The 12754-nt window shown below is 46.7% G+C and carries 7 protein-coding genes; 1 reads left to right on the top strand and 6 read right to left on the bottom strand.

Annotated elements, in window-relative coordinates:
- The 6 genes from rpsG to rpoB form a co-directional block, all read right to left on the bottom strand.
- Positions 1–471, bottom strand: coding sequence for a 30S ribosomal protein S7 (gene rpsG / locus MTBPR1_RS02735; protein ID WP_069185989.1), 471 nt, complete (start codon positions 469–471; stop codon positions 1–3).
- Between the two features lie 11 nt (positions 472–482).
- Positions 483–854: a 30S ribosomal protein S12 gene (rpsL, locus tag MTBPR1_RS02740; protein ID WP_069185990.1), complete on the bottom strand. Its 372-nt coding sequence runs from the start codon at positions 852–854 to the stop codon at positions 483–485.
- Between the two features lie 209 nt (positions 855–1063).
- Positions 1064–2209, bottom strand: coding sequence for a methyl-accepting chemotaxis protein (locus tag MTBPR1_RS02745; protein ID WP_069185991.1), 1146 nt, complete (start codon positions 2207–2209; stop codon positions 1064–1066).
- Between the two features lies 1 nt (position 2210).
- On the bottom strand, positions 2211–2747 hold the full coding sequence (locus tag MTBPR1_RS02750) for a PAS domain-containing protein (protein WP_069185992.1): 537 nt from the start codon (positions 2745–2747) through the stop codon (positions 2211–2213).
- A 438-nt stretch (positions 2748–3185) separates the two neighbouring features.
- Positions 3186–7421 (bottom strand): DNA-directed RNA polymerase subunit beta', encoded by a 4236-nt coding sequence (gene rpoC / locus MTBPR1_RS02755; RefSeq protein ID WP_083222840.1) that lies wholly within the window; start codon positions 7419–7421, stop codon positions 3186–3188.
- A 1-nt stretch (position 7422) separates the two neighbouring features.
- Entirely contained in the window at positions 7423–11580 is a 4158-nt protein-coding gene (gene rpoB / locus MTBPR1_RS02760; RefSeq protein ID WP_069185993.1) for a DNA-directed RNA polymerase subunit beta, read from the bottom strand.
- 376 nt (positions 11581–11956) lie between these two features.
- Here rpoB and MTBPR1_RS02770 point away from each other — a divergent pair, with 376 nt between their 5' ends.
- Positions 11957–12673, top strand: a complete 717-nt coding sequence (locus tag MTBPR1_RS02770; RefSeq protein ID WP_069185995.1) for a substrate-binding periplasmic protein — start codon at positions 11957–11959, stop codon at positions 12671–12673.
- Positions 12674–12754 lie beyond the last annotated feature (81 nt).

Below are 12754 nucleotides of genomic sequence, written 5' to 3' on the forward strand. Positions count from 1 at the left end.
TTACCAGCGGTAGTGAGAGAAGGCTTTGTTAGCTTCAGCCATACGGTGCGTATCTTCGCGTTTCTTAACAGCAGAACCACGATTTTGAGCCGCGTCCAGCAATTCGCCAGTCAAACGGTCAGCCATAGTGTTTTCACTGCGGTTACGCGTAGCATCAATGATCCAGCGAATAGCCAACGCCTGACGGCGAGTAGCACGAACTTCAACAGGAACCTGATAAGTCGCACCACCAACACGGCGAGAGCGAACTTCTACAGCAGGCTTAACATTTTCGAGTGCTTCATGGAATTGAGCAACAGGATCGTTACCTGTTTTTTTCTCAATATTATCAAAAGCAGTATAAACAATTTTTTCTGCGGCCGATTTACGACCATCAAGCATTAAACCGTTCATGAATTTTGTGAGAACGATATCGCCGTACTTCGCATCAGGAAGTACGACACGCTTTTCAGCAGCGCGTCTACGAGACATATATAAACCCCTTACTTAGGACGTTTCGCACCGTAGTGCGAACGACGTTGACGACGGTCTTGAAGACCTTGTGTATCCAGAACACCACGGATGATGTGATAGCGAACACCAGGCAAATCTTTTACACGGCCGCCGCGGATCATCACGACAGAGTGTTCTTGCAAGTTGTGGCCTTCACCCGGGATGTAAGAAGAAACTTCAAAGCCATTGGTCAAGCGCACACGGGCAACTTTACGCAAAGCTGAGTTAGGCTTCTTAGGGGTAGTCGTATAAACGCGGGTACAAACACCACGTTTTTGAGGACATGCTTCCATAGCTGGAACCATGTTGCGAACCGGTTTAGCTTTACGCTTTTTACGGATCAGTTGGTTAATAGTAGGCATAAGCAGTGTATTCCTTGACACACTCGCAACGTTTATAGCGCGCTCAAAACAATAAATCCAATGCTTGGGTATCCCCTTACATCGGTTGAATTTCGCGGATGCTATAACGTTCCTGTTACAACAATGTGAAGCCTGACAAAAAAAAAGACAGACTCCACCACTCAATAGGCGCGCGATATTATGGATTTTTGCGAAATTGTCAAGAGAAACTATATAACAGCCCGGGCCTTGGTCATAAACTCGTCAATACCGTCTGAGAGTTTGCGGGACTCATTCATGAGAACTTCGGTCTGGCCTTGAACCAGATGCGCCGCATCTTTGGTTTCTGCCGCCCCATCAGCCACATCCGCAATCTTGCTATTGACTTCACTATTGCCTGAAGCTGCCTGTTCAATATTGCGGGCAATTTCTGCGGTTGCAGCCGATTGTTCTTCCACAGCTGCGGAAACAGACGAATTAGCCTGTGCAATATAATCAATCTTAGAGACGATCTTTTCAATCCCATCAACCGCAACAACGGTGGCGGACTGAATGGCCTTGATTTGCTCTTCAATATTATCAGTGGCTTCAGAGGTCTGTTTAGCGAGATTCTTCACCTCAGTTGCCACAACAGCAAAGCCTTTGCCGGCTTCACCAGCACGTGCTGCCTCAATGGTTGCGTTCAACGCCAGCATATTGGTTTGTTCAGAAATATCACGAATGAGATTAATCACAGAAGAAATGGCACTCGAGGTTTCAGACAAGGTCTTTACCTGCCCTGAAATCTCCTGACTATTATCCTGTGCTTCCAATGTCATCTGTGAGACATGGCCCACTTGAGAGCTGATCTCGGTAATAGAAGCGGATAGTTCTTCAGAGGCTGCCGATACAGTCTGCACATTAACAGATGCTTCTTCAGCAGCCGCAGCAACGGCCGTTGAATCCTCTGCCGTACATTCTGCCACACGTTCCATTCCACGTGCGGCATCTTCTACCTGTTCTGAAGTTTCGGTCACCGTATCGGCAACCATCAAAACTTCACCTTCAAATTCAAGTAAGGTCTCACCAAAAACATCAACTTTGTGGGACATAGCATCAACAGCGGCATTCACCTTCTGGCTGGCAATTTCATAATCGCCAAGCATCCCGTCAGTCACGATCTTGCGCCAATATTTATTGTGCGCCACATGTTCGGTGCAAGCAGATGATTCCCGCATAAAGGCATCACTGCGATCAATCACATCATTAATAAGGTAGAGCAATTCATCAAGCCCTGTCTCGCCACGGATATCGGTCACACGCACTTCAAAATCACCTTCAAGCACTTGCTTGAGTTCGGCAATTGCATTTTGTATCTGATTAGAATTACCAAACATCTTACTCTCCCAACGACATAATGAAGTGATTATATTCCTTGCCACTGCCCCCAATGACTTCGACCGCCTTATTTAAAGCTGCCATCATGCCTTCTTTTGGAGAGTCATAGCTTTTTTCAAGCTGAAGAAGTGTGTCATAAAGCGGGATGATCGCACTATCAATAACCTCGCGATTGGGCACACGACGATTACTGTGATACCCAACAATCTGACCATCAGTACCATAACTTGGTGTCACGTGGGCCAGCACCCAATAATGATCCCCATTTACCGAACGATTGACAACGTAAGCAAAAATCTCATTGCCTTGAGAAATATTATCCCAAAGCAATTTAAAGACACAGCGCGGCATATGGGGGTGACGGATAATATTGTGGTTTTTGCCGACAGCCGCCTGCGCGGACATACCCGCTAATCGACCAAAGGTGCGGTTTGCATAAGTGATGATGCCTTTTGTGTCTGTCTTAGACACGATAACTTCATCTTTTTCAAAAAAACGCTCTTTTCCTGTTAATTCAGGATTCCCATAGAGTTGCATATATCCCCCGCCCTCTTCATTTTTCTTAATTTAAGTCATCAGCAAAAAGCAAACACTCTAAGTTATGATCATGTCTTTCTCACCCTATGACATAATCACTAAAATGTTATTTTCTAATAGTTTTTGCCTGCACTTTTAAATAGATCATCACCAACAATACAAATTTTCGTATTTTGTGGAATGTTTTTCAACATAAATAGGTACTTTAGCACCATAAAACATTCATTTTTGTAATTTAATAACCCTAAAATGTGACTGATACTACTATAGCGTTTTTTTATAACCCCCTATAAATACGAAAGAACATAACGCTCAACCTCTGAACGAAAGATTCGGATGTTTCTAATTTTAATAAAATTACCGCCCCACACATAAAAAAAACCGGACAGAGCAGTAAGCCCCATCCGGTTTTTGTCTTAAAAGCTATGTTTAGCTTATTTATTCAGCAGGTGCTGCTGAGGCTTCTTCACCCCCTTCTGCACCCGGCAGTGCGGCTGCGTGAGCTGCTTCTGCCTCTGCTTGTGCCGCTGCGGCTGCAGCTGCGGCTTGTTCGTGTTCAGGCACATAACCTGCTTCACGATCACGCTCAGCTGCAACGTGGCGGATTTTGCTCATGTAAGCGCCTGTACCCGCAGGGATCAAGCGACCAACAATTACGTTTTCTTTCAGACCCAACAGGTAATCTTTCTTACCGGAAACAGCTGCCTCTGTAAGGACGCGAGTTGTTTCTTGGAAAGACGCTGCAGAGATGAAGGATTGTGTCTGCAAAGAGGCCTTCGTAATACCAAGAAGGATCGGAGAGCCCACAGCGAGACGATCGCCACGTTCTTCAGCCTTCTTGTTTTCACGACGGAATTCTACGCGATCCACTTGCTCACCAACCAAGAAGGTTGTGTCGCCCGGATCGGAGATTTCAATTTTTTGCAGCATTTGGCGTGCAATGGTTTCGATATGCTTATCGTTAATCATAACCCCTTGCAGACGGTAAACTTCTTGGATCTCTGCGATCAAGAATTCTGCCAGTGCCTCCACACCCTTCACGCGAAGGATATCGTGTGGAACCGGGCTACCATCCATCAATGGGTCACCTTTACGAACATAGTCACCTTCCTGAACGGAAATATGCTTACCCTTTGGAACCAAGAATTCCATTGGTTCAGCATCTTCACCTTCAGGTGTCACAACGATACGACGTTTGTTTTTATAGTCCTTACCGAATGTAACACGACCATCGATATCAGAGATAATCGCGTGATCTTTCGGCTTACGAGCTTCAAACAATTCCGCAACGCGTGGCAGACCACCGGTAATGTCACGTGTCTTGGCAGATTCACGAGGAATACGTGCCAAGGTGTCACCGGCGTGAACCGTGTCGCCATCTTGGATGGAAAGAACGGAGTCCACAGACATGGAGTATGTCGCTTCCATACCGTTTGCCATAAGAAGGGACTCACCGTTTTCATCAACGATGGTGATACGTGGGACAAGGTCAGAACCTGCAGGCAATGATTTCCAATCAACGATAACTTTAGAAGCGATACCTGTGGCTTCATCAGTTTGTTCGGCAATAGAAACACCATCAACAAGATCAAGGAACTTAACCGTACCGTTAACTTCTGTAAGAACCGGCAATGTATGCGGATCCCACTCAGCCAACTTGGCACCACGCTCAACAGCTTGCGCCTCAGTAACGAATAGTTTCGTACCATAGTTAATACGGTGACGTGCACGTTCTTTACCTGCACTATCAATCAACAACAGCTCCGTGTTACGGCTCATGACCGTATCCACACCAGAGGAGTTCTTAACTGTCTGGCAGCTGACCAGTTTCACTTTACTGTCATGGGTTGCTTCAATGGAGTTCTGCTCCGCACCACCTGTCGCCGCACCACCAATGTGGAACGTACGCATGGTAAGCTGTGTACCCGGCTCACCAATGGATTGGGCAGCGATAACACCAACTGCTTCACCACGGTTTACCTTAGTGTTACGAGCAAGATCACGACCGTAACATGTGGCACAAACACCGTTTTCAGCTTCACATGTCAGTACTGAGCGGATTTTAACCGTTTCAACACCAGCTTCTTCGATCATCTTGGCTTCGACTTCTTCAATCAAAGAACCAGCAGGCAGAAGAACTTCACCCGTATCAGGGTGTGTGATATCTTCACCAGCAGAACGACCAAGGATACGCTCGTACAGAGAAACGATCTCATCACCACCGTCCATTACGGCGCGGGTTGTGAGGCCATTTTCCGTACCACAATCGTCTTCAAAGATGATGCAATCTTGTGCAACGTCTACAAGACGACGTGTCAGGTAACCGGAGTTCGCTGTTTTCAGGGCTGTATCGGCAAGACCTTTACGCGCACCGTGTGAAGAGTTGAAGTACTCAAGTACGCTCAAACCTTCTTTAAAGTTCGCAATAATCGGCTGTTCGATAATCTCACCAGAAGGCTTCGCCATCAAACCACGCATACCACCAAGCTGACGCATCTGAGCGGTAGAACCACGCGCACCAGAGTGAGCCATCATGTATACGGAGTTAACAGGAATGCCCGGCTTGATCGTAGAGATCTCAGTCATCATTTCTGATGTCACCTGATCGTTACAATGTGACCAAGCATCAACCACTTTGTTGTACTTCTCACGCTGAGTGATCAAACCGTCCATATACTGACGTTCGAACTCTTTAACCGCTTCCTTGGTTTCAGCAACCAATGGTGCCTTCGCATCAGGAATAACCATGTCGTCTTTACCAAACGAGATACCTGCTTTACAGGCCCATTTGAAACCAAGACCCATGATACGGTCACAGAAGATCACAGTCTCTTTTTGACCCACATGACGGTAAACTTCACCGATCACGTTAGACACGTCTTTCTTCGTCAAAAGACGGTTGATCAAAGAGAATGGCACTTCGATGTGGCGTGGCAGCAGCTCTGAAAGAAGCATACGGCCCGGTGTTGTTTCAACGCGTTCAACAACTTCATCACCATTTTCATCGATTGTGCGGTAACGACAAGTTACCTTGGCGTGCAGGCTGACAACATCGTTATCAAGCGCTTGGTGAATTTCACCAACGCCAGAGAACTGCATGCCTTCGCCTTTTTCGTTGTCCAGTTCCATAGAGAGGTAATAAATACCCAATACGATATCCTGAGACGGCACGATGATCGGCTTACCACTCGCTGGCTGCAAGATGTTGTTTGTAGACATCATCAAGACACGTGCTTCAAGCTGTGCTTCCAATGACAGAGGTACGTGTACCGCCATCTGGTCACCATCGAAGTCAGCGTTAAAGGCTGTACAGACGAGCGGGTGAAGCTGGATCGCCTTACCTTCAACCAAGGTGGGTTCAAACGCTTGGATACCCAAACGGTGAAGTGTCGGGGCACGGTTCAACATAACCGGATGCTCACGAATTACTTCTTCAAGAATATCCCAAACTTCAGGACGTTCTTTTTCAACCATACGCTTGGCAGCCTTAATGGTTGTTGCCATACCGTAAAGCTCAAGCTTGGCATAGATAAACGGCTTGAAAAGTTCCAAGGCCATTTTCTTTGGCAGACCACATTGGTGCAGCATCAATTCCGGGCCAACCACGATAACCGAACGACCAGAATAATCGACACGTTTACCAAGAAGGTTTTGACGGAAACGACCTTGCTTACCTTTAAGCATGTCTGAAAGTGATTTCAGCGGACGCTTGTTCGCACCTGTAATGGGGCGAGAGCGACGGCTGTTATCAAACAACGCATCAACGGATTCTTGCAACATACGTTTTTCGTTACGTACGATGATTTCCGGTGCGCGCAGTTCGATCAAACGCTTCAAACGGTTGTTACGGTTGATCACACGACGATAAAGATCGTTCAGATCAGACGTTGCAAAACGACCGCCATCAAGTGGAACCAGTGGGCGCAGCTCAGGTGGGATCACAGGAACAACTTCCAAGATCATCCACTCTGGACGTGAACCAGATTCCAAGAAAGCTTCAACCAACTTGAGACGTTTAACAAATTTCTTACGCTTGGCTTCGGAATTTGTTTCACGAAGTTCGTCACGCAAGTCTTCAAGTTCGTCATCAAGATTGATCTCAGACAGCATGTCACGGATAGCTTCCGCACCGATGCCGGCTGTAAAGGCGTCTTGACCGTATTCTTCAACAGCATTGATATACTGTTCTTCAGAAAGAAGTTCTTTCTGCTTCAACGGTGTCAGGCCCGGTTCAACAACAACGAAGTTTTCGAAGTAGAGAACACGTTCCAAATCTTTCAACGTCATATCAAGCAACAAGCCGATACGAGATGGCAAAGATTTCAAGAACCAGATGTGAGCAACAGGTGCTGCAAGCTCGATATGACCCATGCGCTCACGACGCACTTTAGTCAATGTCACTTCAACGCCACATTTTTCACAAACGATGCCTTTGTACTTCATGCGCTTATATTTACCGCACAAGCACTCGTAATCTTTTACCGGACCAAAAATACGGGCACAGAACAGACCATCGCGCTCAGGCTTGAACGTACGATAGTTGATCGTTTCCGGCTTTTTGATTTCACCATAAGACCAAGAACGGATTTTTTCCGGACTTGCGATATTGATTTGCAGGTTATCGAATTGCTGAGCACCGCTAACCTGACCAAAGAATTTCATCAATTCCGACATATTAGTAATCCCCTTGGTTCATGTTGACGTTAAGGCCAAGAGCCTGAAGCTCTTTCACCAGAACGTTGAAGGATTCCGGAATACCGGCTTCAAAGGAGTCTTCACCGCGAACGATGGCTTCATACACTTTTGTACGACCAGAAACGTCATCAGACTTAACCGTGAGCATTTCTTGAAGTGTGTAAGCTGCACCGTAGGCCTCAAGAGCCCAAACTTCCATCTCACCGAAGCGCTGCCCACCGAACTGGGCTTTACCACCCAGAGGCTGTTGTGTAACCAAGCTGTATGGGCCGATTGATCGGGCATGCAGTTTGTCATCAACCAAGTGGTGCAGTTTCAGCATGTAGATGTAACCCACTGTAACCTGACGGTGGAATTGATCCCCCGTACGGCCATCATACAATGTGGATTGACCAGAAGTATTGAAACCAGACATTTCCAAATGTTTGGAGATCTCTTTTTCAGTGGCACCATCAAATACTGGTGTGGCCATTGGGACACCCTTGCGCAAGTTACCCGCAAGTTCATCAACTTCGCCATCATCCATTTCTTCGACGTATTCACCATAGATGTCATCACCGTAAGCAAACTTCAGCTTGTCACGAACACCATCATAAGCACCGGAGCGTTTAGCCGCATCCAACTGCTCACCAATTTGGCGACCAAGACCGGCAGCAGCCCAGCCCAAGTGAGTTTCAAGGATCTGACCAACGTTCATACGCGAAGGTACACCCAATGGGTTAAGAACCACGTCAACATGTGTACCATCTTCAAGGTACGGCATATCTTCGATTGGAACGATACGTGAGATAACACCTTTGTTACCGTGACGACCGGCCATTTTATCACCCGGTTGCAGCTTACGCTTAATGGCAACAAAGACTTTAACCATCTTCATCACGCCCGGTGGTAGCTCGTCACCACGTTGGAGTTTCTCAACTTTATTTTCAAAACGCTCTTGTACAGCCGCGATGCCGTCTTCGAAGTGTTTCTTCAAAGATTCAACAGCACTTTGTACCCCATCGTCTTCAACCGCAACATGGATCAACTGACCCGGGTTAAAGGCATCAAGCATTTCTTCTGTGATGGCAACACCTGTTTCCATGCCGTTAGGGCCTGCAACAGCAACTTGGCCGACAACAGTCGACTTCATACGCGCTGCAAGGTTACGTTCATGGATTTTACGTTCGTCATCACGGTCTTTTGCAAGACGTTCGATTTCAGAGCGTTCAATCGCCAAGGCACGCTCGTCTTTTTCCACACCGCGGCGGTTAAAGACACGAACCTCAACAACCGTACCTGTCGCACCCGGAGGCATACGCAGGGACGTATCACGCACATCAGAAGCTTTCTCACCAAAGATGGCACGCAGAAGTTTTTCTTCCGGTGTCATTGGGCTTTCGCCTTTTGGTGTGACTTTACCAACCAGAATGTCAGAAGCTTTCACTTCCGCACCGATGTAAACGATACCGGCTTCATCGAGGTTTTTAAGAGCTTCTTCACCAACGTTTGGAATATCGCGTGTGATTTCTTCCTGACCCAGTTTCGTATCACGGGCCATGACTTCAAATTCTTCCAAGTGGATGGAAGTAAAGACGTCATCACGTACGATACGTTCTGAAATAAGGATGGAATCCTCAAAGTTATACCCGTTCCATGGCATGAAGGCCACGAGACAGTTACGACCCAAGGCAAGATCACCCAAGTCAGTAGAAGGACCGTCTGCCAAAACTGTACCCACATCAACACGGTCGCCAACTTTTACGAGTGGACGTTGGTTGATACAGGTATTTTGGTTAGAACGTTTGAATTTCTTCAAGGTGTAGATGTCAACACCAACAGTGGAAGCATCATCACCTTCAGCGCGCACCACGATACGTGTTGCATCAACCGTATCAATAATACCCGCACGTTTGGCCACAATCGCCGCACCAGAATCACGTGCCACAATTTCTTCCATGCCAGTACCCACAAGTGGAGCATCAGCTTGAAGAAGGGGAACGGCCTGACGTTGCATGTTGGAACCCATCAATGCACGGTTGGCGTCATCGTTTTCCAAGAACGGGATCATTGCAGCCGCAACGGATACCATTTGTTTTGGTGAAACGTCGATCAGGGTAATATCTTCAGGGCGAGCCATGATATATTCACCTGTCTGACGACAAGAAATCAGGTCATCAACAAAGCGGTTGTTCTCATCCAAGTTCGCATTGGCTTGAGCCACTGTATAGCGACCTTCCTGCATGGCAGAAAGATACATCACTTCATCAGTAACAACACCGTCTTCAACTTTACGATATGGGCTTTCAATGAAGCCATATTTGTTGACACGGGCATAAGTTGCCAGTGAGTTGATCAGACCAATGTTCGGGCCTTCAGGTGTTTCAATCGGACAGATACGACCATAGTGAGTTGTATGTACGTCACGTACTTCAAAGCCAGCACGCTCACGTGTCAAACCACCTGGTCCAAGCGCTGAAAGGCGACGTTTGTGCGTCACTTCAGAAAGCGGGTTGGTTTGGTCCATAAATTGTGACAGCTGCGAAGAGCCGAAGAATTCACGAACCGCAGCCGCAGCTGGTTTTGCGTTGATCAGATCATGTGGCATGACTGTATCGATATCAACAGAACCCATACGTTCCTTGATCGCACGTTCCATACGCAGCAGACCAATACGGTATTGGTTTTCCATCAATTCACCAACAGAGCGCACACGACGGTTGCCCAAGTGATCAATATCATCAATCTCGCCACGACCGTCTTTCAGCTCAACGAGGATACGCAGAACTTCAAGAATGTCATCACGACGCAAAGTGCGAAGTGTATCTGGCAGATCATCAAAGCCAAGACGCATGTTCATTTTCACACGACCAACAGCAGACAGGTCGTAACGTTCTTGATCAAAGAACAAGCTTTCAAACAAAGCTTCAGCAGAATCCAGGGTCGGCGGCTCACCTGGGCGCATGACACGATAGATATCGATCAATGCTTCTTCACGTGCTGAGTTTTTGTCAACGGACAAAGTGTTGCGCATATACGGGCCGACATTGACATGGTCAATGGCCAGCAATGGCAGATCAGTGATGCCTGCGCCTTCTAGTTCTTCCAGAAGTTCAGCAGTCAATTCACCACCAGCTTCAACGAAGATTTCACCAGTTTTTTCATTGATCAGGTCTGATGCAATGAATTTACCGATCATTTCTTCTTGAGAAACCAGCATTTCTTCAAGGCCACCTTCGATCAGCTTCTTAGCTTGACGTGGTGTCACTTTTTTACCAAGGCCTAGAACGGTCTCGCCAGTTTTGGCATCGACCATATCATGCATGAGCTTAACACCTTTGAGGCGCTCTGCATCAAAGGCCGTTTTCCAGCCTTTTTTGCCGCGTGTATATTCAACGGTATTATAGAAGAAGTCGAGGATGTCTTCAGGAGACATGCCCACGCGCTCTTCATTAGCCACATGTTCACCGGCATCGCGCTTGGCAGCTGTTTCAGCATTATCCAAGGCCATCAACAGTGTTGTTACTGGCAGTTTACGACGACGGTCAATACGGACATAGAGAATGTCTTTCGCATCAAATTCAAAGTCCAGCCAAGAACCACGGTAAGGAATGATACGTGCTGCAAACAGGTATTTACCTGAAGAGTGCGTTTTCCCTTTATCATGATCAAAGAAGACACCAGGTGAACGGTGCATTTGAGAAACGATTACACGTTCCGTACCATTGACAACGAAGGTACCGTTAGATGTCATGAACGGCATGTCGCCCATGTAAACGTCTTGTTCTTTAATGTCGCGAACAGAGCGCGCACCAGTATCTTCGTCAATGTCCCAAACAACCAGACGCAAGGTCATTTTCAACGGGGCAGAATAAGTCATGCCACGTTGCTGACATTCTTCAACGTCGTATTTAGGCTCTTCAAATTCATAGGAAACATATTCCAGCGTGCCACGCTCAGAAAAGTCATTAATCGGGAAAACCGATTTAAAGACAGCTTGCAGACCATTATCAATACGGTCGTCAGCTTTCACGTTGGCTTGTAGGAAATGTTCGTAGGAGGATTTTTGAACCTCAATCAGGTTCGGCATCGGGGCAACAGTCGGGATACGACCGAAGCTCTTACGGATACGCTTGCGGTTAATTAGCGGATTCGCCATTAGGGTCCTCAAGTACATAAAATGTGGCTGGACAAATCATTGCATCGCTGGTCGCCGAACCCTTGATGCAAAATCAGTCCAAAACAGCCCTTCTAAAAAGGGCCAACTCCAAGAAATCTCTAACTTTATCGGCCACGGCGGGGCCTATCCGGGCTAGAGATGGAGGTCGCCTTTGCCCCAAAATTCAGACAAAGACAGCCGGGCCGGATCGAATCATCGATTCAACCCAGCCCAGCAATTTGTTGAAGGCTTTATATAGACAGCTTTCCCAAAGGTAAAGGGGAAATAATGCATTAGATAATAGAAATGAACAGTTTGGTTTTTGAACTGATCTTGCTAAACTAAAATTAGGTAGTCCACCAGCAGGTAAAGAAAAATGAAAAAGACAGCTGCCATTGCCCTTATTGCATGCCTTTTCACTCCTTTTGAGGCGACGAGCGCGCAAGAAGACTTTACAGACATCACGGTCGTGACCTCTTCTTTTAAGCCCTACAGCTATATGACAAATGGAAAACCCCATGGTATTTCCGTTGCACAGGCTCAAAAGATATTTAAGCAGCTGGATTTCAGCCCGCGTATCCATGTGACCACATGGAAAAATGCGTATAAACAGGCCTTAAACAAGCCAAAGACCCTTATTTTCTCCATGATCCGCACCAAAGAGCGGGAAGACAAATTTCACTGGATTGGCAAAATTGCCAATGTGGAGGCTTACCTCTTTCGCCAAAAGGAAAATAATTACATTACACTTGAAGCACTCAAGGATGGGCTAAAATACCGAACGGGTGCTTTGGAAAAAGATGCCAAAGGTAAATACCTTGCTAATAACGGCTATAAGCTCTGGCCCATCAGCTCGCAAAATGCTGGTGTGAAAATGATCCTCGCCAACCGGATTGATATGATCCCGGCTGATATCAATTCCCTCAAACAAAGCCTCAAAGAACTTGGCTTGCCCAATGATGCTCTTGTTCCAGTTCTCAAACTCGAAGCAGTTTCTAAACCTGTCTATATTGCTTTTAGCAAAGACACGCCCCTCCCCCTTGTTGAGAAATTCCAAGAAGCGTACAAGCAGGTCTTCATCAATAGCCATTAATTAGGTTGCTTCCTCATTCACAATAAAAAAGCGGCTCCCAATCGGGAACCGCTTTTTCGCATTTAGATAAGCAAGAATGCT

It is taken from the genome of Candidatus Terasakiella magnetica, from assembly GCF_900093605.1.
Classification (GTDB): domain Bacteria; phylum Pseudomonadota; class Alphaproteobacteria; order Rhodospirillales; family Terasakiellaceae; genus Terasakiella; species Terasakiella magnetica.

What these genes read in the sequence shown, in the direction of transcription:
- MTBPR1_RS02770 (WP_069185995.1), top strand. Translation starts at nt 11,957, where the DNA reads ATGAAAAAGACAGCTGCCATTGCCCTTATTGCATGCCTTTTCACTCCT.
- rpsL (WP_069185990.1), bottom strand. Translation starts at nt 854, where the DNA reads ATGCCTACTATTAACCAACTGATCCGTAAAAAGCGTAAAGCTAAACCG.
- rpoB (WP_069185993.1), bottom strand. Translation starts at nt 11,580, where the DNA reads ATGGCGAATCCGCTAATTAACCGCAAGCGTATCCGTAAGAGCTTCGGT.
- rpoC (WP_083222840.1), bottom strand. Translation starts at nt 7,421, where the DNA reads ATGTCGGAATTGATGAAATTCTTTGGTCAGGTTAGCGGTGCTCAGCAA.
- rpsG (WP_069185989.1), bottom strand. Translation starts at nt 471, where the DNA reads ATGTCTCGTAGACGCGCTGCTGAAAAGCGTGTCGTACTTCCTGATGCG.
- MTBPR1_RS02750 (WP_069185992.1), bottom strand. Translation starts at nt 2,747, where the DNA reads ATGCAACTCTATGGGAATCCTGAATTAACAGGAAAAGAGCGTTTTTTT.
- MTBPR1_RS02745 (WP_069185991.1), bottom strand. Translation starts at nt 2,209, where the DNA reads ATGTTTGGTAATTCTAATCAGATACAAAATGCAATTGCCGAACTCAAG.